Genomic DNA, 23,401 nt, shown 5'->3' on the forward strand with positions numbered 1-23,401 from the left:
TCCTTTCTGTTCCCGGCGCGCTGGGGTGAAGGCCAGCTGATCTAGGGTAGTTCCTCAGGTGCACCACGCCGACGAGGACTTGGAGGACAGGACCGTGGCCGACCGGGACCCCGAAGCCATCAAGCAGGAGATCGACCTCGCCCGCGACCAGCTCGCGGCGACCGTCGACTCGCTCGCCGAGCGTGCTAACCCTCGCCGCCTGGCCGACGACCTCAAGATCCGGGTGATCGGGTTCGTCACCAAACCCGCGGTCGCCGCTTCGCTGGCGGGCGTCGGGGCGCTGGTCGTCATCGTGGTGGTACGCCGGGTCAGGAATCGCTGAACCTCGGCTGAGGCCACCGCGGCCGTTGGTTGCGATCAGCAGGATCCGATTGGGTGCGGTGGGCGATCCTTATCGTGGCGCAACGTCACGTCCTCAGTCGGAAAACACCTGCGTAACAATACCTTTCAACGCTCGATCCTGCCGGTAGGCACCTGCGCGACCATAAGTTGCCGTGGGCGACACCACAAACCGGTCGCGTGGACAGCGCGGCCTGTCTATGGCAACGTCGGGCTGGCGAAAGGACGATCACGGTGGCGACTGGCACGGTGCGAATAGTAGACGGCCACAAGCGTTTTGGGTCCAACAGCCATGCACTTGCCAGTATCGACCTGACCATCGACGACGGCGACTTTCTTGCGATCCTGGGACGAAGCGGCAGCGGCAAATCCACCTTGCTGCGGGTGATCGCCGGGCTGGAGACGCTCACATCGGGAACCGTCGAATGGTCTTCGGGCAACGGGGTAGCGCGCCCGCACACCGGGGTGGTCTTCCAGCAACCGCTGCTGATGCCGTGGCTGACGGCCGGCGAAAACGTGGTGTTCGCCGGGCGGTTCGCCGCCAACCGCAAGTCGTTTGAGCCCGAGTACGCCCGCGAACTCCTACGACGTTTCGACCTGCAGCGGGTGGCGCATCAATACCCTGACCAGCTCTCCGGCGGACAGGCTCAGCGAGTGTCGATCATCCGGGCCGTTGCCACCCGGCCGCGGCTGTTGCTGCTGGACGAGCCGTTCAGTGCCCTGGACCCCGCCATCCGCGGCGACTTGCAGGACTGGTTGGCCGACCTCGCCGCCGAATTGGGCATCACCGTCGTCCTGGTCACCCATGACGTCGACGAGGCGCTGCAGCTGGCCAGCCGCATCGTGCTGCTCGGCGCGGACGGGCGGATCCGCCGGGAATGGCGACCGGACAGCGGCAACGAGGAACTCAGACAAGAGATCCTGAGCCACTACCGGGTGACCGACTGATGCGCCCTGCGCTGCTCTCCCGGCGCTCGCTGCTGGCAGGCACGGTCGGCCTGGCCGCGGCCGGGGGCGTGGCCGGATTGGTTGATCTCGCGCGTGCCGCGGCCGTCGACCGGACCAACACCAGCGGTCAACTGCGGATTGGTTATCTTCCTATCACCGACGCCGCGCCGCTGCTGATCGCGCACGCCGCCGGGCTCTATCAGCCGGGTGTGGTCAGTTCGGCCAAGCCGGTGCTGTTCCGCAGCTGGGCGTCGCTGGCCGAGGCGTTCGTCACCCGCCAGGTCGATGCCGTGCACATGCTGATGCCGACCGCGTTGCAGCTGCGGTTCTTGCTGGGCAGCGCGGTGCGCGTGCTGAGCTGGAACCACACCAACGGCTCGGCGTTGACCGTCGCACCGAACATCACCGAGCTCGGGCAGCTGGCCGGAACGCAAGTGGCGATCCCGTTTTGGTGGTCGATCCACAACATCATCCTGCAAGAGCTGCTGCGCGCCCACGACCTGGTGCCGGTGGTGCGCCGTAGTGCCTCGCGCAGTGCCCGGACCGTCGAGCTGATCGTGATGAGCCCGTCAGACATGGTGCCGGCATTGGCCAACCGATCGATCGGGGGCTACGTGGTAGCCGACCCGTTCAACGCGATGGCCCAGGTGCGCAAGATCGGGCGAATCCACACATTCCTCGGTGACGTGTGGCGCGATCACGCCTGCTGCGTGGTGCTGGCCCACCAGGATCTGATCGACAACCGGCCGCAGGCGGCGGCATCGCTGGTGAACTCGATTGTGCTTGCGCAGCAACGTATTAACGCCGACCGGTCCGCTGCGGCCACTGCGCTGTCGGCCGGGGCCTATCTGCCTCAGCCGATACCGGCCATCAAGACGGCACTGACGTACCGCGCCCAGGATTACCATTTCGCGCATCCGGACTGGCAGCCGCAGCGGTTGGGTTTCCAGCCGTTCCCGTTCCCGAGTTTCACGCGGCGGCTGGTCGAGGCCATGCACGACACCGTCGTCGACGGCGACCGGCGATTTCTCAACCGGCTGGATCCCGCGACCGCCCATGCTCAGCTTGTCGACGACAGCTTCGTGCGAACCGCGCTGAGGTCCCACGGCGGACCGCAAAGCTTTGGTCTCCCAACTGATCTGACCCGCGTCGAACAGGTGCAGCCGCTATGACCACCGAAGAAATCCGCTCCGTCGACGCATCGGGTGAAGCCGCGCTGTCAGCGCCCGAAACAACCTCCCGGTGGTCGCTGCTACGGCGTTGGTGGCCGCCGGTGCTGGCCATCGCGGTGGCGGTGGGCATTTGGTGGCTGGGCACTGCCGTGCTGGCCGGCCCCCAATCGCTGTTGCACCAGACCACACCGGGCCGGGTGGTCAAGTCGCTGGCCGAGCTCTACAACCGCGGCGTGCTGCTGTCCGACGCCGGGGTCAGCCTGTGGCGCCTGCTGGTCGGATTACTGGTGGCCGCCGTCATCGGAGTTCCCGCCGGATTGCTGATCGGGCTCAACGACGTCGCCGACCGCGCCACTCGTCCGGTCGTGCAGTTTCTGCGGATGATCTCACCACTGTCCTGGGCGCCAATATCGGTGGCCATCTTCGGAATCGGCAACCAGCCGGTCATTTTCCTGATTGCCGCGGCAGCGGTGTGGCCGATCCTGATCAACACCGCGGCCGGCGTATACGCCGTGGACCCGGGGTATCTGCAGGTGGCCAGATCCTTCGGGGCGACCCGAACCGAGCTGCTGACCGTTGTGGTGTTGCCGGCCATCCGGGGCCATCTGCAAACGGGCTTGCGGGTAGCGCTGGGCATCGCGTGGGTGGTGCTGGTGCCGGCCGAAATGCTGGGCGTGCGTTCGGGTCTGGGCTACCAGATCCTCAACGCTCGCGACCAGCTGGCCTACGGCCAGGTGGTCGCGGTGATCGTGGTCATCGGCTTGATCGGATACGTGCTGGATCTTGTTGCGCGACGGCTGTTGTCGTCGCCACGCTAGGCCGTGTCGGAGGTCGCGCTGCGCTGCACGTGCACCGGCAGGTCGTCGGCCCACGGCTGGGTGGTGACCATGTCGTCGACGTCGATGTAGCCTCGCTCGAATTCTCCGGTCGCCGCGTCGACCAACCGATATTCCTGCCGCTGTCGCTGGATCGGCTGTGCGTCCAGAATCACCACCCGCACGTCGCCGGGCTCGAAGCCGCAGCGCTGCTGCAGCGCCTCGATCAGGCACTCGTTGTGCATATGGCCGTCGCCGAAGTTCCACCCCAGCACCATCGAGCACAGCACCTCGCCCTCGCACAGGTTGTAGTCGTCCTCGTCGTAGCCGGCCAGCGCGCGATGCACCAGCGTCAGCAATGCCCGCCCGTGGGTGTTCATCCCGCGGAACGCCAGCGCCAGGTGCAAGGGGATCAGCGTCTGCTCCTTGCTGCCGTACAGCCGCTCGAGTTGCAGGTGCTGCATCGGACCGAGCGCACGGGAGCCGGTGCGGAACTTGTCGTCCACCGCGGGTTTGACGCACCACACCGTCGTGTCCCAGTTGCCGGCGTAGTAGCGCATGCCCGGCAGGAAGGAAACCTTGCGCGGGAAGAGGTTTCCCACCACGACGACCGTCGTGATGACCGCGAACAGCACGACGGGCCATGGGCTGGTCAGGTCCGACAGACCGACGTGTGCGTGGGCCACGAACAGCCACAGCACACCGAAGATCATGAACACGTTCCACTCCAGCGGTACCCCCATCGGAAATGCCAGCAGGATGTTCAGGTGAAACACGATCATCACGAATGCGGCGATCGTGGTCGGCCAGCCGCCATGGGAGAAGAGCAACGCCAGAGGCACCAAACCCTCGATCGCCGTAGAGAAGTGCGCGATGAAGCCCGACAACGCGCTGGGCCTCAGGTCGTCCGGATAGTGCTTGAACAGCGAGCGCTTGAGCACGCCCGAGGGCAGGAACGGGTTGTTGGCCAGCATCGTCGAGATCACAAATGGGAAGTGTCTGGTGAGTTTCGAGGTGGCTGCGCCCAGCCAGATCGCCATGAAGACGAGCTTGGCCCCGATGACGATGTCGGCTCCGACGAACAGAAACGCCAGCGCGAGCGGCCCGTACACCTCGGCGCGGGCAGCCAGGAAGATCACCTTGTCGCGCAGGCTGATTGCGGCCAACACCGCGAGGATCGCGATGGTCTGCCACCTCGGCAGCACACCAATTGCGGTGCCCAGAGCCGGAATTGGGCCAGAACCGTCGGACACCAGGGCCGTCCCCAGCAACACCAGCAGCGCGCCGTAGAGCAACGCGTCGAACGGGGTCCGGTCGATGCCCTTGGTGAGCGGCACTCGCTTCGGCCAGGGGGGCAGCCGGATGGTGCCGGGCCGCAGCCAGTAGAGGATCGAGCCCATCGGCGGGAAGTAGCGCCCGGCCAGCGGCCCGAAACAACAACCCAGACCGACGACTTCGAACAGCATGGTGAACAGCACGGCCTTCTGGAACACGATCGGCTCCGACCACCACGTACTGACGTCGCCGAAACCGCCGATGCCCGTGGTGCACCATCCGAAGAACCAGCCACCGAGGATGTAGAGCGCGATCTTCACGCCGTACATCACATGCATGATCAGGGGAGTGCCGAAACCGTTCTCGGCGACGTGGCGCTGCATCGGGATGATCCGCTCGGCGCGGGGCAGCTTGCTCCATTCGGGAACGTCGACGACGGGCAGGTTTGGCTGGATGAACCCCATTGAGGCTCCTTCGACGCAGCTCGTTGACCAGGGGTGCCAGTCGTGCGCCAGGCACCGAGAAGAAACTACTCCGAGCAACCACAGGTTGGGGCAGGATTTCTCAGTCGGCCAGTTAACCGCTTGACAACACAAGCAATGTGCAGTTCTTAGGGCCAATAGTCCCTACCCCCGTTGGGTATGTGGATGCCATTCTTCGAACCATGACAGAAACACCTGAATCCACGATCGAACCGACTACCGCGACTGGGCAACCCCCCTACGACGGCGGATACGGCGCGCGTACCCGCCTAAGTCAAGTCGCGGCGTGGGTCCTGATCGTCGCCGGTACCGTATTCGTCGTGGCCGTGATCTTCTTCTCGGGGCTGGTCTTGGGCTGGTCCTCGAGCGGCCACCAGCGAGGATATTACGGCGGCCAAAGTGGTGGCTGCCCGATGATCGGGCAGGGCGCAATGATGGGACCCGGCGGCATGATGGGGCCGGGCGGGATGGGTCCGGGCGGACCGATGCGCCCTCAGCAAACGCCTTCGACGGAACCAACGGCACCGCACCACTGATCAGACGTGAGTAGCGCTCAGGGCGCCAGCCAGCGCGGTCGTCGTCCCAAGCTCGGTTGGAACTGGTCTGCTGGTACGCGCTCTCCCCGCAGCGTGGCCGCCGATTCCGGATGCCGAGCGGTCATCCAGCAAACGCGATTCGAACGACAAAATACCGCATGAACTGCGGTAATAGGTTGGTGCGCCGTCAGGGTTTCGAACCCCGGACCCGCTGATTAAGAGTCAGCTGCTCTACCAACTGAGCTAACGGCGCTTGGTCGACCACGACCGCGTTGCGACTTTAACAGGCATCCCATCGCGGAACGAAATCGTCGGACCTCCCAGTGTAGAGGCTGTGCGTCGCGCGTTTTGCGGGCTTCGGATTGCTGACTTAGAGTCACGGGGCTCTTGTTCAAGATCGCTGGCCGGGCCAAACCAGCTGAGTTGCCATGAGCACGGGGCGTAACCCATTAGAATATTCGCAAGTATTCTCCGGTCAGCGGTGACCAGAACGTAACCAAAGAATCTGGAAGGTCACGTGATGACGGCTTTGCGCAGACACCGATCATGGCTGGTTATCGCCATGGTTATGTTTGCCGTGGTCGGCGTCGCCTGCAGCAGCAACCACGCCGCCGCTCCGCCGAAGATCATCTTCGACAAGGGCACACCGTTTGCCGACCTGCTGGTCCCCAAGCTGACCTCCTCGGTGTCGGACGGCGCCGTCGGGGTCACCGTCGACGCGCCGGTCACGGTCAACGTTGCCGACGGTGTGCTGGCGTCGGTCACGATGGTCAACGACAACGGCCGGACGATCAACGGTCAACTCAGCCCGGATGGACTGCGCTGGTCGACCACCGAGCAGCTCGGCTACAACCGGCACTACACGCTCAACGTCAAGGCGACCGGGCTCGGTGGCGCGGCGAGCCGCCAGATGAGCTTTTCGACCAGTTCGCCCGCACACCTGACGATGCCGTACGTCGCGCCGGGCGATGGCGAGGTCGTCGGCATCGGTGAGCCGGTGGCGATTCGGTTCGACGAGAACATCGCCGACCGCGCCGCCGCGCAGAAGGCGATCAAAATCACCACCAACCCGCCCGTCGAGGGCGCGTTCTACTGGCTGAACAATCGCGAAGTGCGTTGGCGCCCAGAGCATTTCTGGAAGTCGGGAACCGCGGTCGACGTCGCGGTCAACACCTACGGGGTTGATTTGGGCGACGGGATGTTCGGCGAGGACAACGTCAAGACCCACTTCACGATCGGCGACGAGGTCATCTCGACCGCCGACGACAACACCAAGATGGTGACCGTCCGGGTCAACGGTGAGGTCGTCAAGACGATGCCGACGTCGATGGGTAAGGACAGCACCCCGACTGCCAACGGCTTCTACATCATCGGCGGCCGCTACAGGCACATCATCATGGACTCGTCCACCTACGGCGTTCCGGTCAACTCGCCCAACGGATATCGCACCGAAGTCGACTGGGCCACGCAGATGTCCTACAGCGGCGTCTTCGTCCACTCCGCGCCGTGGTCGGTCGGTGCGCAGGGCCACACCAACACCAGCCACGGCTGCCTGAACGTCAGCCCGAGCAACGCCGAGTGGTTCTACGACCACAGCAAGAGCGGGGACATCGTCGAGGTCGTCAACACGGTCGGGCCGACGCTGCCCGGTACCGAGGGCCTGGGCGACTGGAACATCCCTTGGCCGCAGTGGAAAGCCGGCAACGCCAACACCTGACGCGGCTAGTCCGTGGGTTTGAGGCCGAGGTTGCCGGCGTACTCGAGCCGTTGATCGACAATCGCTTTGATCGCGTCCTGAGTGGTTGAATTTCCGGTGATGGCGCGCAGGAAATCCTGCCGGCGCAGCCGCCACAGCGTGCCGGCCCGCAGGCATCGCACCGTGGCGGTGCGCGGTACGTCGAACAGCAGGGCGATCTCGCCGAAGTGGTCACCGTCACGCAGCGTTCGCACCGGCTGACCGTCGACAACGGCTTCGAAGACGCCGGAACCGATCAGGAACATGTCGTCGCCGGACTCGCCTTGCCGGACAACGACATCGCCGTCGGCGCTATGGGCGGCGATCAGCGACGAGGCAAGCTGGTCGGCGGCCGCGACTGACAACGGCCGAAACGCCGCCACGCTCCTGATGGCGTCCAATTCCTCGCGCTGCACCGGCGCGCGCCGTTCCACCCGCAGCACGCGCAACAGGCCGTAGATCGCACCCAGCAGCGCCAAACCCGCTGCGAGGCGCAGCGTTGCGCGCACGCCGATCGCCGCGTTCACCTCGGCCGCGCACAACCCGGCCACGCCGACGACCGAGACGGCGATCACCGCGTTGATTCCGGCGAGTAGGTCCAGCGACCGTCCGGACGCGCTGCGCTGCAACAGGGTACGGCCACACACGATCTGGTAGGCAATCCCGATGCCGAAGGCGCTCAGCAGCGGGATCGCCAGAGCCTCCGCCGAAGTCACCGCGAGCGCCAGCAAGACCGCCACGCACGCCAGAAACCCGAAGACCATCGGCAGCGACATCGAATGACGGCCAAGCGACAGACTCGCGATACCACCGACCAGTCCGCCGATACCGACCGCCCCGATAAGCACCGGGGTCCCCGACGCCCCGATATGCAACACGTCACTCGCGATGCTGGCGACCACGCTTTGCGCGGTACCGGTCAGGGACGCGGTGACGGCCATGACGGCGACCACGACCCTGGCGTTCGTTGACTTGCGAAGCACGGCGATGCCGCCGGCGAGTTCGTTGACGATTCGGGAACCCTCGCTGCGCACCCGCGTGTCGACTCCGCGAATGGTGAAAAGCGGCCACGCTCCCAGCGCGCAGAAGACCACGATGGTCACCAGCGCGGCGGCAGGACCGGAGGACCCCAAGGCGATTGCGGCCACGCCCGCGCCGACCAGCACCCCGGAGGTCTCGAGCAGCGCGGAAACGGCATTTGCGGCGACCAGCTGGGCCGGTGAGTCGGCCAACCACGGCATCAGGGCGTCGTACAGCGCCTTCGGGGCCGACTGGGTGAACCCCTCCAGCGCGATTACCAGAAACAGTAGTGCGCTCACGGTGTGATGTCCCAACAGCGGAATCACAAGCGCCACCGCGACTCCCCGGGCGACGATCGAGCCGGCCAGGACGCGCTCGCGCCGGAACCGGCCCGCCAGGGCGGCATACACCGGAGCGCTGATCGCCCCGGTGATCTGGCGAACGATCAGGAACCAGCCGGGCCCCACCGGGCCCAGCAGGTCGAAGGTGACCACCAACATCGTCGAGACCCAGGCCACATGGGCGACGACGCCGGCGGCGATCGATGATTCCGCTCGGGCGATATTGGCGTTGGAAAGGGCATTGCGAAATGCAGCCCACCGACTTGCTCGTGCCGGAGCCTCGGCCATTCGGTCAGCATATATTTCGGCTGACGGGTCCGCTCGAAAATCGCTTCGATGTGTGAATTAGTTGCGGCGCAATGGATTAAAACGAAATTGCTAAGCGCAGGTAAACAGCGGGTCGCACACGACCGTGAACGTGCACCCCGATGCCGCCGGGGCGGTGAGCGCGAGGACCAGGGCGAGGACGACCTTGTACTTCAGACCAGACATGACCACTCCGAACCTATGCAATGGGGTGATAGTACGCCATGAAAAGGCCGGAAAAGGCGGGCGCTGGCAAATGCCGGCACCCGGCTGATACCGGGATTTGGCGCCGAGGGCCACCAAGACCGGCCGGCGTCGCAAGGTCATTGCGCCACAATGCAATAAGTTGCGTGCCGGCATCGGAATGGGCGCCCGACGAGCGGCGGTTTCGCTGCCCTTGAGCTTGCGATCGGCCTGGAGAAGCAAAAAGGTCAGAGGGCGGAAATGCCCTCTGACCCTGTGGGGTGAGTGACGGGACTCGAACCCGCGACATTCAGGATCACAACCTGACGCTCTACCAGCTGAACTACACCCACCACGACCGCCTGCGAGAAGCGGCGACTGTCGATACTAGCGGTTCGGTGGCTCGACGGCCGAATCAATTGACGGTTCCGCGCCGTCGGTGCCCTGTAGCTCGGCGGCCACCGCCGCGATTTCGCTGGTAGAAGGCCCGGGAAGGGGCACGAAGGCGGTGCGGCGGTAGAACTGCAGCTCGCGGATCGACTCGCGGATGTCGGCCAGCGCCCGATGGGCCAGCCCCTTGGCCGGCTGGCCGTAGTACACGCGGGGGTACCAGCGGCGGCACAGTTCCTTGATCGAGCTGACGTCGATCATCCGGTAATGCAGAAACGAGTCCAGGGCCGGCATATCGCGAGCGATGAAGGAACGATCGGTGGCGATCGAATTGCCCGCCAGCGGCGCCGTCTTGGCCGTCTTGACGTGCTTGCCGACGTATTCGAGCACCATCGCCTCGGCCGTGGCCAGGTCGACGGTCGAGGCCCGCACCTCGTTGATCAGCCCCGATCGGGTGTGCATGTCGGTGACCACGTCGATCATCGACGACAGGGCGGCGTCATCGGCGTGGATCACCACGTCGATCCCGTCACCGAGAATGTTGAGATCGGCATCGGTGACCAGGGCCGCGATTTCTATCAACTTGTCCTTGCCGACATCCAGCCCGGTCATTTCGCAGTCGATCCACACCAATTCGTCGCGCACAGCGCCCAGCGTATTCGCACGTGGGCCCTGCCCCCGTTGCCCCCTGGCAAGTAGTGTTGGGCGTTGCATTTTTCTCCCGAGAGGGGCGCGGCGCGATGACCACAGAATCGGCGGCCGGCCGGATCGCCGGCGGCTACGCCGTCGAAGGCCAGGCATTGGAGTTGGGCACCGTCGTCATCGACGGCACCGCGGACCCGAGCGCGCAGATCCGCATCCCGTTGGCCACCGTCAACCGGCATGGTCTGGTGGCGGGGGCAACCGGTACCGGTAAGACCAAGACGCTGCAGCTGATCGCCGAACAGCTCAGCGCTGCTGGGGTTCCGGTTTTGATGGCCGACGTGAAGGGCGACCTGTCGGGACTGTCGCGGCCGGGGGAGGCCAACGACAAAACCGCGGCACGTGCCAAAGACACCGGCGACAATTGGGTGGCGACCGGCTTCCCGGTGGAGTTTTTATCGTTGGGCACCGAGGGGCTCGGCGTGCCGATCCGCGCGACCGTCGCCAGTTTCGGCCCGGTGTTGTTGTCGAAAGTGTTGGGGCTCAACGCGACTCAGGAGTCGACCCTGGGCCTGATTTTCCACTGGGCAAAAGAGAACAACCGCCCGCTGATGACCCTGGATCAACTTCGCAACGTCATCAGCCACCTGACCAGCGACGAGGGCAAGGCCGACCTGAAATCTCTGGGCGGGGTGTCGTCCACGACGGCCGGCGTCATTCTGCGCTCCCTGGTCAACCTCGAAGGCGAGGGCGGCGACACCTTCTTCGGCGAGCCAAAGCTCGATCCGCACGACCTGCTGCGCGTCGACAACCAGAACCACGGCACCATCTCGCTGCTCGAGTTCAGCGGTCAGTCATTGCGTCCGGTGATCTTCTCCACCTTCCTGATGTGGTTGCTCGCCGACCTGTTCAAGGAACTGCCCGAGGTTGGCGACATCGACAAGCCCAAGCTGGTGTTCTTTTTCGATGAGGCGCATCTGTTGTTCACCGACGCGTCGAAAGCGTTTCTCGACCAGGTCGAGCAGACCGTCAAGCTGATCCGCTCCAAGGGCGTCGGGGTCTTCTTCTGCACCCAGTTGCCCACCGATCTACCCAACGACGTGCTGTCCCAGCTGGGCGCGCGAATTCAGCACGCCCTGCGTGCGTTCACCCCCGATGACCAGAAGGCACTGTCCAAGACCGTTCGCACCTATCCCAAAACCGATGTCTACGACCTGGAGTCGGCGTTGACGTCGCTGGGTATCGGTGAAGCCGTCGTCACGGTGCTGTCCGAGAAGGGTGCACCGACGCCGGTTGCTTGGACGCGCATGCGGGTTCCCCGGTCGCTGATGGGCGCCATCGACGCCGATGAGATCGCCAAGGCCGCGAAAGACAGTCCGCTGCAAGCAAAATACGGCCACACAGTTCAGCAACCGCCGGAACCCGAAGTGCGCCAACCTCCTCCGCCGTCACCGCAGGCTCTTCCTCCGCAAGTCCCGCCGGTGTCGTATCCGGACCCCTACGACATCCCGCCGATGCCCGCGCCGGCGGAGCCCAAGGGGCCGGCCCGGTGGGAGGAAGTGCTGCAGAACCCAGACGTCAAGGACGTGATCAAGACGGGGTTACGCGATCTCATCCGGGCCAAATTCGGCACCGGCCGCCGCCGGAGATAACTCGCCCTACGCACGCCAGCGTAGGCAGGCTGCCAAATAACGCTAGTGGGCTTACGCTCGGCAGGGCCGAGTCAGCCGCCGCCGAGCTTCTTGTAGAACGCGCCGGCAATCGGCGCGACGATCGCGCGGGGCGCATATCCGCTGCCGACCGACATCGCCTTGGAGGTCAGGCCCGGAACGACGCGCATCTTGTTGCGCTCCAATGCATCCAGCGAGAGCTGGGCGGTGTGCTCGGTCGAAATCCACAGGAAGTCGGGCACCAGCCGTTCGACCAGTGACCGCTCGGCATCCTCGGGCAGATCGGTGCGCACCGGGCCTGGCGCCAGCAGCGTGACGTGCACACCCGAGCGGCGCAGTTCGCCGCGCAACGACTCGCTGAAGGTGTTGACGAAGGCCTTCGAGGCGGCATAGGTCGCGTTGTAAGGAATCGGCGAATTGCCGGCCGCTGAACCGGAAATCAGGATGCCGCCCGCGCCGCGCTCGACCATCCCGGGCAGTACCGCCAACGTAAGGTCATGCACCGCTACGGCATTCAGTTGCACCTGAGCCTTTTCGCCCGCCGGGTCGAGGCCGCAGAGCGGACCGAACGTTCCGGTGCCCGCGTTGGCACACAGGATGGAGATGTTGCGCGTCGCCAATTCGTCGCACAGTTTGGCCCGTTCCACCGGGTCGGCGAGGTCAGCGGGCCGCACTTCCACGGTGACGCCGTACTTCTCGGCTAGCCGAGCGGCAAGGTCGTTGAGTTTGTCCTCGCGTCGCGCGGTGACGATCAGGTGGTGCCCGCGCGCGGCCAATTCCGTGGCCAGCGCTTCGCCGATGTTTTGCGAAGCTCCGGTGACGACGGCGCGCGCATCGGGGCTGGGAGCGGGTACTGGCATGCGCCAATCGTAGACAGCGGCCACATCCGTGCGACAGCGGCTGCAACCGGGCCGCAACCGTGCGCGGCGGCTTCTCGGCTTAACAAATAGAGTGCCGGGCATGGGGCAGCCGGAACCGGGGGTGGGCGACGTCGCACGATCTCGGGTGGTGGCGTGGGCGCTGTGGGACTGCGGGTCAACGGGTCTGAACGCGATCGTGGCGACATTCGTCTTCTCCGTCTACCTGACCAGCAGCGTGGGCGAGGGACTGCCCGGCAGGACCACACCGGAGAGTTGGCTGGGCCGCGCGGGGGCGCTCGCCGGGCTGACGGTCGCACTGCTGGCGCCGCTGGTCGGTGTGTGGGTGGAGTCGCCGCATCGCCGGCGCGTGGCTCTGAGCGTGTTGACCGGCCTGGCGGTGACGCTGACCTGCTCGATGTTCCTGATCCACGACCGGCCCGCCTACCTGTGGGCAGGGCTGGTGCTGCTGGGCGCGACGGCGGCCTGCGGTGACCTGGCCAGCGTCCCGTACAACGCGATGTTGCGTCAGCTCTCGACCCCGCGGACGGCGGGCCGAATCTCCGGTCTGGGCTGGGCGTCGGGCTACCTCGGCAGCGTGCTGCTGCTGTTGTTGATCTACACCGGCTTCATCGCCGGCTCCGGCTCCGGACCCGACGCGGTGCGGGGGCTGCTGCGAGTGCCCGTGGCCGACGGGCTCTACGTCCGGGAGGCCATGCTGGCCGCCGCGGCCTGGCTGGCGGTGCTGGGGCTGCCGTTGCTCCTGGTCGCGCACCGGCTGCCCGACAGCAAAGAGGTGTACCAGCCGACGACCATGCTGGGCGGCTACCGCAAGCTGTGGACCGAGATCTCCGCGGAATGGCGCCGCGATCGCAACCTGGTCTACTTCCTGGGCGCCAGCGCCCTTTTCCGCGACGGGCTTGCGGCGATTTTCGCCTTCGGCGCCGTGCTGGGGGTCAACGTGTACGGCATCTCGCAGGCCAACGTGCTGATCTTTGGGGTGGCGGCCAGCATCGTCGCCGCCGTCGGTGCCGTCGTGGGGGGTTTTGTCGATCACCGGATCGGGTCCAAGCCGGTCATCGTCGCGTCGCTGGTGGCGATCGTCGCCTCGGCGCTCACCATGATGGCGCTTTCCGGTCCAATGGCCTTCTGGGTGTGCGGCCTGACGCTGTGCCTGTTCATCGGGCCGTCGCAATCCTCGGCGCGTGCGCTGTTGCTGCAGATGGCCCACAACGGCAGGGAAGGCGTCGCGTTCGGCCTGTACACGATGACCGGCCGGGCCGTCGCGTTCGTGGCGCCCTGGCTGTTCTCGGTGTTTGTCGACGTCTTCGGCGCGGTGCGCGCCGGGCTGGGCGGCATATCGCTGGTGCTGATCGCCGGTCTGATCGCGATGATCGCGGTCCGCGTCCCGCCGCGCCACGCCGCGGTGGTCGAACCGGTCGAACAGACCTAGCGTCCGGCGGCGTCGCAGACGGTGATGCCGGCCCCGAGGCGCTGGCGCACCTGAACGCCGTCCACGGTCACCGAGCAGGTGACGTTATGGCCGATGTTGATGATCGTGACGCTGGCCGGATGCGCGGCCGACTGCGACAGACTGACCTGCTTGGTCCACGGCAGCGAGACGTTGAACTCGGTCTGGATGACGTCGCCGGTGTCCCAGTAGGTGATGCTGATGGCCCGGCCCTCGCCGCTGACGGTGTAGACCACATTTTGCATCGCGCCCGGAGTGGGCGCCGGTCCGGCCGAGCCGCTGGGCGGCGGCACCGGCAGCAACGTCTGCAGCGGCGGCGATGTCCGGGTGGAGGTGCGAGGCGCCGGGCTTTGCGCACTCGACGTGGGCATGGCGGGCAACGGCGGCACGGCGGTCTGGGTCTTCAGCGCGCCATTGGTCAGGACCAGCGCGATCAACAGCGCGACCACCAAGAGCACCGCCGCGCCGGCGCCGATCAACAACCAGCGTGGCGATCTCGGGCCTTCCGGCGGCGGGGGAGGCATGCCGCCGGGTGGCACCCCGCCCGGCGGCTGGTCCTGGTCTTGCTGCCAGTACGCCGGCAGGCGTCGGGTGGTGTTGGTCTCGTTCACGTTCGGCGCCCACTGCGGCGCGTACCCGCCGTAGGCAGGCGCGTACGGCGCTTGGTCGGCGTAGGCCGGATCAGCGAGCGGCACGTTCCGCGGGCCAATCGGCCCGGTCGGTTCGGATCCCGCCTGAGGGGGACCAAACCGGTCGGGTCGACGTGGATCGTTCATGTCCACCTCACAGATTGCAGGGTACCTAAGCCGAGCGGCTGGGCGTGGAATCTCTCGATGACGCCAATTCAGCCGACGTGGCCCCCGGCCGCCAGCGCGGCGATCGTCATGGCCCGCATGACGGCGCGCGAACGCGCCGCGCGAGCCGGCTTCTCCGCCGCTTTCATGCTGTGCGGCGTCGAGTTCAGCAAGCCGAACACCGCGTGCGCCGCCAGCCGCGCATCGGCTTCGGCCAGCGCGGGGTCCAGCTTGCGCAGCACGCCGACCCATACCTCTACGTACTGGCGTTGCGCCTTGCGCACCTGGCGCTGCGCGGCCGCGGGCAGGTGCGCAAGGTCGCGGTCCTGGATGCGGATCAGATCGGGCTCGCCGAATGCGAAGTCGAGGTGAAAATCAATCAGCCCTTCCAGCGCGCCCGCCGCGTCGGTGCTGCGGGCGGTCACCTGGCGGGCCCCGGCGAGCAGTCGGGCGCTGATGCCGACCAGCAACTCGACCAGCATCGACTCCTTGTTGGGGAAGTGGCGGTAAATCGCCGGGCCGCTGACCCCGGTGGCGGCGCCGATGTCCTCGAGACGCACCGCGAGAAATCCGCGCTCGGCAAAGAGTCGCTCGGCGGCGGCCAGGAGTTGCTGCCGCCGGTCGGATTTCAACTGGCTGCGGCGATTTGGCGCTTCACATTGACCGGGCGGGGTGTCCGGGGTGGACGCTGTCATGACGGACCTCCCGCGTACATCCGGAAGTTTCGGTTAATCGTCGCTAACGTAGCACGAGTTATCGGTGATTAACTCAGGGTTCGCAGGTAACCGGACACCTCGGTGACGTCAGCGGCCGGCAGCCTCTGGTCGATCAGGCCGAGCTGGCGCAGCACCGCGGCCTGGTCCCAATAGAGCCGTTCGCTTTCCATCAGATCGCCACGGAACTTCACGATGACCACGGCCGGTATTTCCAAGGTTTTGCCGGTGGGCTCCAGGCCCGGCAGCAAGAACGGCACGTCCTGGTCGTGAGTCATTCGCATGATGAACTCGTCGACGAGCAGGCCGTCACCAACCGATCGGGCGATCGGCTCACTGGTGGTGTCGGCCGGGATGCCGGGAATGAACACCTCGGCGTAGTAGCGGCGCAGGTTCTCCTTGCCGGAGCCGCCGCTCATCGTCGGCAAGTGCATGACGGTCGCGTCATCGGTCATTGTGGCGACCGCAAGATCGGCGTCCTTCACCGCGAACTCACTTGCCATGTGGCGATCCCACAACTCGGTCATCTGGTCGCTATTCATGTGTTTCCTTCCAACGGCTGACGGCTGACATCTCGTAATTCGGTGCCCGGGGCGGTGAGGTTGGGACAAGGCCAGTAACGAGGCAGTTGGTGATGGACACCTGCGCGCGTTTTCTGTTGCGGCGTCACGGTGGCTGTCCCTGGACTCGGTAGCACACCTGGTGGTATTCTCGGCGCCGAGTTAATGATCATTAACTGAAGTCGCGTGACGGCGAGGAGGCCTGTCGTGACCGTGTCGGTGAAGGCCGCACCGTCGTTCGCCGACGAGCACCGTCGGCTGGTCGATGAATTGAACGCCAAACTGGCGGCCGCGGCGTTGGGCGGCAATGAGCGTGCGCGAGAACGCCACGTCAGTCGTGGCAAGCTGTTGCCGCGCGAACGCGTGGACCGGCTGCTCGATCTCGGTAGCCCCTTTTTGGAGCTGACCCCGTTGGCCGCCAACGGGATGTACGACGACGAATCCCCCGGGGCCGGGATCATCACCGGCATCGGGCGGGTGTCGGAGCGCGAGTGTGTCATCGTCGCGAACGACGCGACGGTCAAGGGCGGCACCTACTATCCGATCACCGTCAAGAAGCACCTGCGTGCTCAGGAAGTCGCGTTGCAGAATCGACTGCCGTGCATTTACCTGGTCGACTCCGGTGGCGCCTTTCTGCCGCGCCAAGACGAGGTATTCCCCGACCGCGAGCATTTCGGGCGCATCTTCTACAACCAGGCGACGATGAGCGCCAAGGAAATTCCTCAGGTCGCCGCGGTGCTCGGTTCGTGCACCGCGGGCGGCGCCTATGTGCCGGCGATGAGCGACGAGGCGGTCATCGTCCGCGAGCAGGGCACCATCTTCCTCGGCGGTCCGCCATTGGTGAAAGCCGCTACCGGAGAGATCGTTTCGGCCGAAGACCTCGGCGGCGGCGACCTGCACTCACGGGTCTCCGGCGTCACCGACCATCTCGCCGACGACGACGAGCACGCGCTGCGCATCGTGCGCGCGATCGCGGCCACGTTCGGCCCACGCCAGCCCAGCCCGTGGCAGGTGTTGCCCACCGTCGAGTCCAAACACGCGCAGACCGAGCTCTACGACGTCGTCCCGCCGGATCCGCGGGTGCCCTACGACGTGCACGAGGTCATCCTGCGGCTGGTCGACGGCAGCGAATTCAGCGAATTCAAGGCGAAATACGGCAAGACGCTGGTGACCGGATTCGCGCGCATCCATGGCCACCCAGTCGGGATCATCGCCAACAACGGCGTGTTGTTCAGCGAATCCGCGCTCAAGGGAGCACATTTCATCGAGCTGTGCGATAAGCGCAAGATTCCGCTGCTGTTCCTGCAAAACATCGCGGGCTTCATGGTGGGCCGCGACTACGAGGCGGGCGGGATCGCCAAGCACGGCGCCAAGATGGTCACCGCGGTGGCGTGCGCCCGGGTGCCCAAATTGACCGTGGTAATTGGCGGATCCTATGGCGCGGGCAACTATTCGATGTGCGGGCGGGCGTACTCGCCCCGCTTTCTGTGGATGTGGCCCAACGCCCGCATCTCGGTAATGGGCGGCGAGCAGGCGGCCTCCGTGCTGGCCACGGTGCGCGGCGAACAGCTCAGCGCGTCGGGCAAACCGTGGACGCCCGACGAAGAAGAGACGTTCAAGGCGCCGATCCGCGCCCAGTACGAGGACCAGGGTAACCCGTACTACTCGACGGCCCGGCTCTGGGACGATGGCATCATCGACCCAGCCGATACGAGAATGTTTGTCGGGCTTGCCCTTTCGGTGTGCGCGCAGGCGCCACTGGAACCGGTCTCCTACGGCGTCTTCCGGATGTGAGTGCAGTGTTCGACACGGTGTTAGTGGCCAACCGCGGCGAGATCGCCGTGCGGGTGATCCGGACCCTGCGTCGGCTCGGTATCCGGTCGGTGGCCGTCTACAGCGATCCCGATGCGCAGGCGCGGCACGTGCACGAAGCCGATACGGCGGTACGGCTGGGGCCGGCGCCCGCCCGCGAGAGTTACCTCGATATCGGCAAGGTGCTCGATGCCGCGGCGCGCACCGGCGCCCAGGCGATCCATCCGGGCTATGGGTTCCTTTCCGAGAACGCCCATTTCGCCGCCGCGTGCGAGCGCGCCGATGTGGTGTTCCTGGGTCCGCCGACCCGCGCGATCGAGGTGATGGGCGACAAGATCACCGCTAAGAATGCGGTCGCCGCTTTCGACGTTCCGGTGGTGCCCGGGGTGGCGAAATCGGGATTGACGGATGACGAGCTCGTCGCCGCGGCCGCAGAGGTCGGCTATCCGGTGTTGATCAAACCGTCGGCCGGCGGCGGGGGTAAGGGCATGCGGCTGGTGCAAGACCCGGCCCGGCTGCCCGAGGCGCTGGTCGGCGCGCGCCGGGAGGCCGCGTCGTCGTTCGGCGACGACACGCTATTCCTGGAGCGATTCGTATTGCGGCCCAGGCATATCGAGGTGCAGGTTCTTGCCGACGGCCATGGCAACGTGGTGCATCTCGGCGAACGGGAATGCAGCCTGCAGCGGCGTCACCAGAAAGTCATCGAAGAGGCGCCCTCGCCGTTGCTGGATCCGCAGACCCGCGCGCGAATAGGGACCGCGGCCTGCAACACCGCCCGCAGCGTCGATTACGTCGGAGCCGGCACGGTTGAGTTCATCGTCTCTGCCGAGCAACCCGACGAGTTCTTCTTCATGGAGATGAACACCCGCCTGCAGGTTGAACACCCGGTCACCGAGGCGATCACCGGGCTCGACCTGGTCGAGTGGCAGCTGCGGGTGGGTGCCGGCGAAAAGCTCACCTTCGGTCAGGACGACATCGAGCTGAACGGACACGCGATCGAGGCGCGGGTTTACGCCGAAGATCCCGGCCGCGGCTTCCTGCCCACCGGCGGGCGGGTGCTCGATGTCTTCGAGCCTTCGGGACCCGGTGTGCGAGTGGACTCTTCACTGCTGGCCGGCACGGTGGTGGGCAGCGACTACGACCCGATGCTGAGCAAGGTGATCGCCCACGGTGCCGATCGCGCCGAGGCGCTGGCCGAACTCGACCGCGCGCTGGCGCAGACGACGATTCTGGGTGTGCAGACCAATATCGAATTCCTGCGCTTTCTGCTCGCCGACGACCGGGTGCAAGCCGGCGACCTGGACACCGCACTGCTCGAGGAGCGGCTGCCGGCCTTTGCGCCGCTGCCGGCGCCCGACGACGTGCTCGCGGCCGGCGGTCTCTACCTCCAGTGGGTACTGGCCCACCGCGCGCGGGGCAACGCGTGGGCGCAGCCCTCGGGTTGGCGCGTCGGCGCCGGTGCCGCTGCTGTGCGCACCGCGATGCGCACGGCGTTGCGCACCGAGACGGTCTCGGTTTCCGGTCTGCCGAGTGCCGCTACGGTACAGGTCGGCGACGGCGAAAGCCATTCGGCGAGTGTGGAAGTCGCGCGGCGCAGCATGAGTGCGACGCTGGACGGGCTGCGCCGCGAGTACCGGTGGGCCGAGGCCGACCGGCACCTGTGGATCGCCGACGAGCGCGGCACCTGGCACCTGCGCGAGGCGCAGGAAACCAAGATTCACCGTGCGTCCGGTACCCGGCAGGCGGAGGTTCTCAGCCCCATGCCCGGCAGCGTGATCGCGGTGCAGGTCGACTCCGGCGCCGCGGTGTCCGAAGGCGACGTGGTGGTGGTCGTCGAGGCGATGAAGATGGAACACTCCTTGGCCGCACCGGTTTCGGGACGCGTCGAGCTGCTGGTGTCGGTCGGCGATCAGGTGACGGTTGACCAGGTGCTGGCCCGCCTGATCCCAGACTCCGAAGAGAAGAAGGACTAAGCGATCATGACGACAACGATTACCGCGGGGACCCTACCCAAGGAATACGAAGATCTTCGCGCCACCGTCGCCGACTTCGCGCGGACGGTGGTGGCTCCGGTGTCGGCCAAACACGATGAGGAGCACAGCTTTCCGTACGAGGTTGTCGCCAAGATGGGGGAGATGGGCCTGTTCGGGCTGCCGTTTCCCGAAGAGTACGGCGGGATGGGCGGCGACTACTTCGCGCTCTCGCTGGCGCTCGAGGAACTCGGCAAAGTCGACCAATCGGTGGCGATCACGCTGGAGGCCGGGGTCGGGCTCGGGGCCATGCCGATCTACCGATTCGGCACCGACGACCAGAAGCAAAAGTGGCTACCCGACCTGGTGGCCGGGCGCGCGCTGGCCGGTTTCGGGCTGACCGAGCCCGGGGCGGGTTCGGACGCCGGCGGTACCCGCACCACAGCCAAACTCGACGACGGCGAGTGGGTGATCAACGGCTCCAAACAATTCATCACGAATTCGGGAACCGACATCACCTCGCTGGTCACCGTCACCGCGGTCACCGGCACGCTCGCCGACGACAAGAAGGAGATCTCGACGATCATCGTGCCTAACGGCACACCGGGATTCATCGTCGAACCGTTCTACAGCAAGGTCGGCTGGAACGCCTCGGACACCCATCCGTTGACTTTCGAAGACGCCCGCGTCCCGGAAGAGAATCTGCTGGGCGCCCGGGGGCGCGGATACGCCGGCTTCCTGTCGATCCTCGACGAAGGCAGAATCGCGATCGCCGCACTGGCAACCGGTGCGGCGCAGGGCTGCGTCGACGAAAGCGTCAAGTACTCCAAGGAGCGACAGTCATTCGGGCAGCCGATCGGCTCCTATCAGGCGATCAGCTTCAAAATCGCCCGGATGGAGGCGCGTGCCCACGTCGCGCGCACGGCCTACTACGATGCGGCTGCAAAGATGTTGGCGGGCAAGCCATTCAAAAAGGAGGCGGCGATCGCCAAGATGATCGCGTCGGAGGCCGCGATGGACAACGCGCGCGACGCTACCCAGATTCACGGCGGATACGGCTTCATGAACGAATATCCCGTGGCGCGTCACTACCGCGACAGCAAGATCCTCGAGATCGGTGAGGGCACCACCGAGGTGCAACTCATGCTCATCGCGCGATCGCTGGGCCTGTCGTGAGCTTGCCGGACCACGTGGGCAAGTCGGTTGTGCAGCGCGGCTTGTGGTTTGAGGAATTCGAGGTCGGCACCACCTATTTGCACCGCCCCGGGCGCACCGTCACCGAGGCGGACAATGTGCTGTTCACCACGCTGACCATGAATACCCAGCCGCTGCACCTCGACGCGGCATGGGCTGCTGAGCAGCCGGGCTTTCGCGGTGAGCGGCTGGTGAACTCGATGTTCACCCTGTCGACACTGGTCGGCCTGTCCGTCACTCAGCTGACGCTGGGCACCATCGTGGCCAACCTCGGTTTCTCGGAGGTGTCGTTCCCCAAACCGCTCTTCCACGGCGACACCCTGTACGCCGAGACCGTGTGCACCGACAAGCGTGAATCGAAGAGCCGCCCGGGCGAGGGCATCGTGAGCCTCGAACACACGGGACGTAATCAGGACGGCGACGTGGTCGCACGCGCTGTCCGCAAGACCCTGGTGCAAAAGCGACCGGTCGACGAGGAGCCCCGATGAATGTAGCCGCAGCCGGCCCCGGGTGGCTGTTCTGCCCGGCCGACCGTCCGGAGCGCTTCGCCAAGGCGGCCGCGGCGGCCGACGTGGTGATCCTCGACCTCGAGGACGGCGTGGCGCAGGCCGACAAGCCGGCCGCCCGCAAGGCGTTGCAGGACACCCCGCTGGACCCCGAGCGCACCGTGGTGCGGATCAACGCCGCCGACACCGACGAACACTCTCGCGATCTTGAGGCCCTGAAGCCGACGCCGTATACGACGGTGATGCTGTCCAAGACCGAATCGGCAGAACAGGTGAGCGCGCTGGCTCCACTCGAGGTGATCGCGCTGCTGGAGACCCCACGTGGTGCGGTGTTCGCCAGGGAGATCGCCGCGGCGCCGGGCACGGTGGCGCTGATGTGGGGCGCCGAGGATCTGGTCGCCGCGCTGGGCGGCAGCTCCAGTCGCACGGCCGACGGCACCTACCGCGATGTCGCCCGTCACGTGCGGTCGACGGCGTTGCTGACGGCGTCGGCGTTCGGTCTGGCCGTGCTCGACGCGGTGCACCTGGACATCGGCGACCGCGACGGCTTACGAGCCGAGGCGCAAGACGCGGTGGCGCTGGGCTTCGCCGGAACCGTGTGCATTCATCCGACCCAGATTCCGGTGGTGCGCAAGGCCTTTCGGCCTACAGAGGAGAAGCTGGACTGGGCACGCCGAGTCTTGGCGGCGGCGCGCAGCGAGCGCGGGGTGTTCGCTTTCGAAGGGCAGATGGTCGATTCGCCGGTGCTCAAGCACGCGGCGGCCCTGGTCCGGCGAGCCGAAGATTCCGCCTAGCCGGCACTCACGGGTGCGGCGGTACCGGGCACCAGAACAGGCCGCAATTGAAATTCGGCTGCCGGGACGGCGGTGGCGGCGGGTACGTCGGCGGATGCTCGGTGTCCCACCATTCCAAACTCAACGAACCGGCCGTTGCTACACCACCGGTATCTCACTTCCCGTCGACGCGGGCTACCCCGTTAAAAATTGCCCCACCGGAATGCGGATACCCAACATGTGTCGCCCGTGTTACGGCGTTGTTTCCGCTGCTGTCAAGCTCTTTGGCCGTAAGGATCTTGCTAATGCGGCACTTTCGGTGTCTTAACGAGATTGCAAAAGAGCAGAAACATTCGCGAATGCCGAGCCCGCAAATCTGTCGTAATCTTTGATCCAGCACATGACAGTTGCTTGCTGCATTGAGTTTAGGTTCACGGAAGGAACGAATGATGACCATCGCGCGGGGCTTCGCCGCAATCGCTATTTGCGCCGGTTTCGCTGTCGGTTCGGCCGGCACGGCGTGGGCTGACACACCGACGATGAATGGCAGCTACACCGAGACCGTGACGACGCCGGGCGGCCACAGCATAGACAACAGCTGGACGGTCAACTCTTGCGGGAATGGCTGCCTCTGGATCAAGGCCGGGCTCGGGGCCAGCCAGGCAACGCTGGTCGATGGTCAATGGGTCATGGACACGATGAGCAACGTCAACTGCGTGGGCGGCGGTTACACCCTCTACGGCACGACCACTCACACGGTGTGGGATCCCAACACGCTGACCGGCACGGCCGCGCACACCTACATCACGGGAGCCTGCGGCAACCCGCCCGGATACACGCAGGTCGACCAGATCGCGATCAAGTCGGCTTCCTGACTCGCTTTTGCTCTCAAAACCC

Annotated in this window: 21 protein-coding genes and 2 tRNA genes; 14 read left to right on the plus strand and 9 right to left on the minus strand. The window is 65.9% G+C overall.

All coding sequences use genetic code 11. The features are described 5' to 3' along the window. Positions 1–94: 94 nt before the first annotated feature. The 4 genes from AAHS21_RS23285 (at position 95) to AAHS21_RS23300 (ending at position 3,277) form a co-directional block, all read left to right on the plus strand. Positions 95–322 carry a DUF3618 domain-containing protein gene (locus tag AAHS21_RS23285; RefSeq protein ID WP_096291277.1) on the plus strand — a complete coding sequence of 76 codons (228 nt, stop codon included), beginning with the start codon at positions 95–97 and terminating at the stop codon, positions 320–322. A 251-nt stretch (positions 323–573) separates the two neighbouring features. After that, positions 574–1,287 carry an ABC transporter ATP-binding protein gene (locus tag AAHS21_RS23290; protein ID WP_342929913.1) on the plus strand — a complete coding sequence of 238 codons (714 nt, stop codon included), beginning with the start codon at positions 574–576 and terminating at the stop codon, positions 1,285–1,287. Further along, positions 1,287–2,459 (plus strand): ABC transporter substrate-binding protein, encoded by a 1,173-nt coding sequence (locus AAHS21_RS23295; RefSeq protein WP_342929914.1) that lies wholly within the window; start codon positions 1,287–1,289, stop codon positions 2,457–2,459. The genes AAHS21_RS23290 and AAHS21_RS23295 overlap by 1 nt, the downstream gene beginning before the upstream one ends. After that, complete coding sequence (locus AAHS21_RS23300) at positions 2,456–3,277, plus strand: ABC transporter permease (RefSeq protein WP_342929915.1); 822 nt, start codon at positions 2,456–2,458, stop codon at positions 3,275–3,277. The genes AAHS21_RS23295 and AAHS21_RS23300 overlap by 4 nt, the downstream gene beginning before the upstream one ends. Here the strand turns inward: AAHS21_RS23300 and AAHS21_RS23305 are convergent. Further along, positions 3,274–5,013, minus strand: a complete 1,740-nt coding sequence (locus AAHS21_RS23305) for a DUF3556 domain-containing protein (protein ID WP_342929916.1) — start codon at positions 5,011–5,013, stop codon at positions 3,274–3,276. The genes AAHS21_RS23300 and AAHS21_RS23305 overlap by 4 nt on opposite strands. Positions 5,014–5,213: 200 nt before the next feature. Between AAHS21_RS23305 and AAHS21_RS23310 the strand changes: the two genes are divergently transcribed. Continuing rightward, on the plus strand, positions 5,214–5,567 hold the full coding sequence (locus AAHS21_RS23310) for a hypothetical protein (protein ID WP_342929917.1): 354 nt from the start codon (positions 5,214–5,216) through the stop codon (positions 5,565–5,567). 177 nt (positions 5,568–5,744) lie between these two features. Here AAHS21_RS23310 and AAHS21_RS23315 read toward each other — a convergent pair. Beyond that, positions 5,745–5,820, minus strand: a tRNA-Lys gene (locus AAHS21_RS23315). A 267-nt stretch (positions 5,821–6,087) separates the two neighbouring features. On the opposite strand from AAHS21_RS23315, the gene AAHS21_RS23320 reads away from it, so the two are divergent. Continuing rightward, entirely contained in the window at positions 6,088–7,284 is a 1,197-nt protein-coding gene (locus AAHS21_RS23320) for an Ig-like domain-containing protein (RefSeq protein WP_342929918.1), read from the plus strand. Positions 7,285–7,289: 5 nt separating this feature from the next. On the opposite strand, the gene AAHS21_RS23325 is transcribed toward AAHS21_RS23320, so the two are convergent. From AAHS21_RS23325 to orn, 3 genes are all read right to left on the minus strand, one after another. After that, positions 7,290–8,951: a cyclic nucleotide-binding domain-containing protein gene (locus AAHS21_RS23325; protein ID WP_342929919.1), complete on the minus strand. Its 1,662-nt coding sequence runs from the start codon at positions 8,949–8,951 to the stop codon at positions 7,290–7,292. Positions 8,952–9,429: 478 nt separating this feature from the next. Beyond that, positions 9,430–9,505 (minus strand) — tRNA-His (locus AAHS21_RS23330). 34 nt (positions 9,506–9,539) lie between these two features. Beyond that, positions 9,540–10,187 (minus strand): oligoribonuclease, encoded by a 648-nt coding sequence (gene orn / locus AAHS21_RS23335; protein WP_342929920.1) that lies wholly within the window; start codon positions 10,185–10,187, stop codon positions 9,540–9,542. Positions 10,188–10,282: 95 nt separating this feature from the next. Between orn and AAHS21_RS23340 the strand changes: the two genes are divergently transcribed. Further along, positions 10,283–11,836 (plus strand): helicase HerA-like domain-containing protein, encoded by a 1,554-nt coding sequence (locus tag AAHS21_RS23340; RefSeq protein ID WP_342929921.1) that lies wholly within the window; start codon positions 10,283–10,285, stop codon positions 11,834–11,836. A gap of 71 nt (positions 11,837–11,907) precedes the next feature. On the opposite strand, the gene cmrA is transcribed toward AAHS21_RS23340, so the two are convergent. Then, the gene (gene cmrA, locus AAHS21_RS23345) at positions 11,908–12,714 is read right to left on the minus strand and encodes a mycolate reductase (RefSeq protein WP_342929922.1); all 807 of its coding nucleotides are present in this window, start codon (positions 12,712–12,714) and stop codon (positions 11,908–11,910) included. A 100-nt stretch (positions 12,715–12,814) separates the two neighbouring features. Between cmrA and AAHS21_RS23350 the strand changes: the two genes are divergently transcribed. After that, on the plus strand, positions 12,815–14,164 hold the full coding sequence (locus AAHS21_RS23350; RefSeq protein WP_342929923.1) for an MFS transporter: 1,350 nt from the start codon (positions 12,815–12,817) through the stop codon (positions 14,162–14,164). On the opposite strand, the gene AAHS21_RS23355 is transcribed toward AAHS21_RS23350, so the two are convergent. The 3 genes from AAHS21_RS23355 to AAHS21_RS23365 all read right to left on the minus strand — a co-directional run bounded on the left by AAHS21_RS23355 (position 14,161) and on the right by AAHS21_RS23365 (position 16,231). Continuing rightward, positions 14,161–14,958: an MmpS family transport accessory protein gene (locus AAHS21_RS23355; RefSeq protein WP_342929924.1), complete on the minus strand. Its 798-nt coding sequence runs from the start codon at positions 14,956–14,958 to the stop codon at positions 14,161–14,163. The two genes, AAHS21_RS23350 and AAHS21_RS23355, sit on opposite strands and share 4 nt — an antisense overlap. 68 nt (positions 14,959–15,026) lie before the next feature. After that, positions 15,027–15,671 carry a TetR/AcrR family transcriptional regulator gene (locus tag AAHS21_RS23360; protein ID WP_342929925.1) on the minus strand — a complete coding sequence of 215 codons (645 nt, stop codon included), beginning with the start codon at positions 15,669–15,671 and terminating at the stop codon, positions 15,027–15,029. A 68-nt stretch (positions 15,672–15,739) separates the two neighbouring features. Then, positions 15,740–16,231 carry a nuclear transport factor 2 family protein gene (locus AAHS21_RS23365; protein WP_342929926.1) on the minus strand — a complete coding sequence of 164 codons (492 nt, stop codon included), beginning with the start codon at positions 16,229–16,231 and terminating at the stop codon, positions 15,740–15,742. 204 nt (positions 16,232–16,435) lie between these two features. Here AAHS21_RS23365 and AAHS21_RS23370 point away from each other — a divergent pair, with 204 nt between their 5' ends. The 6 genes from AAHS21_RS23370 to AAHS21_RS23395 all read left to right on the plus strand — a co-directional run bounded on the left by AAHS21_RS23370 (position 16,436) and on the right by AAHS21_RS23395 (position 23,379). Continuing rightward, positions 16,436–18,043, plus strand: coding sequence for a carboxyl transferase domain-containing protein (locus AAHS21_RS23370; protein WP_342929927.1), 1,608 nt, complete (start codon positions 16,436–16,438; stop codon positions 18,041–18,043). Between the two features lie 5 nt (positions 18,044–18,048). Beyond that, a complete protein-coding gene (locus AAHS21_RS23375; RefSeq protein ID WP_342929928.1) occupies positions 18,049–20,034 on the plus strand; it encodes an acetyl/propionyl/methylcrotonyl-CoA carboxylase subunit alpha in 1,986 nt (661 codons plus the stop codon). 6 nt (positions 20,035–20,040) lie between these two features. Beyond that, complete coding sequence (locus AAHS21_RS23380) at positions 20,041–21,207, plus strand: acyl-CoA dehydrogenase family protein (RefSeq protein ID WP_342929929.1); 1,167 nt, start codon at positions 20,041–20,043, stop codon at positions 21,205–21,207. 2 nt (positions 21,208–21,209) lie between these two features. Beyond that, positions 21,210–21,713, plus strand: a complete 504-nt coding sequence (locus AAHS21_RS23385) for a MaoC family dehydratase (protein ID WP_342929950.1) — start codon at positions 21,210–21,212, stop codon at positions 21,711–21,713. Next, positions 21,710–22,525 (plus strand): CoA ester lyase, encoded by an 816-nt coding sequence (locus AAHS21_RS23390; RefSeq protein ID WP_342929930.1) that lies wholly within the window; start codon positions 21,710–21,712, stop codon positions 22,523–22,525. Before AAHS21_RS23385 ends, AAHS21_RS23390 begins: the two co-directional genes overlap by 4 nt. A gap of 428 nt (positions 22,526–22,953) precedes the next feature. Further along, positions 22,954–23,379, plus strand: coding sequence for a hypothetical protein (locus AAHS21_RS23395; RefSeq protein ID WP_342929931.1), 426 nt, complete (start codon positions 22,954–22,956; stop codon positions 23,377–23,379). Positions 23,380–23,401 lie beyond the last annotated feature (22 nt).

The sequence above is a fragment of the Mycobacterium sp. 050272 genome, assembly GCF_039023525.1.
GTDB lineage: Bacteria > Actinomycetota > Actinomycetes > Mycobacteriales > Mycobacteriaceae > Mycobacterium.

Coding starts and splice junctions, on each gene's coding strand:
- AAHS21_RS23320 (WP_342929918.1), top strand. CDS start 6,088: ATGACGGCTTTGCGCAGACACCGATCATGGCTGGTTATCGCCATGGTT.
- cmrA (WP_342929922.1), bottom strand. CDS start 12,714: ATGCCAGTACCCGCTCCCAGCCCCGATGCGCGCGCCGTCGTCACCGGA.
- AAHS21_RS23390 (WP_342929930.1), top strand. CDS start 21,710: ATGAATGTAGCCGCAGCCGGCCCCGGGTGGCTGTTCTGCCCGGCCGAC.
- AAHS21_RS23300 (WP_342929915.1), top strand. CDS start 2,456: ATGACCACCGAAGAAATCCGCTCCGTCGACGCATCGGGTGAAGCCGCG.
- AAHS21_RS23355 (WP_342929924.1), bottom strand. CDS start 14,958: ATGAACGATCCACGTCGACCCGACCGGTTTGGTCCCCCTCAGGCGGGA.
- AAHS21_RS23295 (WP_342929914.1), top strand. CDS start 1,287: ATGCGCCCTGCGCTGCTCTCCCGGCGCTCGCTGCTGGCAGGCACGGTC.
- AAHS21_RS23350 (WP_342929923.1), top strand. CDS start 12,815: ATGGGGCAGCCGGAACCGGGGGTGGGCGACGTCGCACGATCTCGGGTG.
- AAHS21_RS23395 (WP_342929931.1), top strand. CDS start 22,954: ATGACCATCGCGCGGGGCTTCGCCGCAATCGCTATTTGCGCCGGTTTC.
- AAHS21_RS23380 (WP_342929929.1), top strand. CDS start 20,041: ATGACGACAACGATTACCGCGGGGACCCTACCCAAGGAATACGAAGAT.
- AAHS21_RS23365 (WP_342929926.1), bottom strand. CDS start 16,231: ATGAATAGCGACCAGATGACCGAGTTGTGGGATCGCCACATGGCAAGT.
- AAHS21_RS23310 (WP_342929917.1), top strand. CDS start 5,214: ATGACAGAAACACCTGAATCCACGATCGAACCGACTACCGCGACTGGG.
- AAHS21_RS23340 (WP_342929921.1), top strand. CDS start 10,283: ATGACCACAGAATCGGCGGCCGGCCGGATCGCCGGCGGCTACGCCGTC.
- AAHS21_RS23325 (WP_342929919.1), bottom strand. CDS start 8,951: ATGGCCGAGGCTCCGGCACGAGCAAGTCGGTGGGCTGCATTTCGCAAT.
- AAHS21_RS23360 (WP_342929925.1), bottom strand. CDS start 15,671: ATGACAGCGTCCACCCCGGACACCCCGCCCGGTCAATGTGAAGCGCCA.
- AAHS21_RS23305 (WP_342929916.1), bottom strand. CDS start 5,013: ATGGGGTTCATCCAGCCAAACCTGCCCGTCGTCGACGTTCCCGAATGG.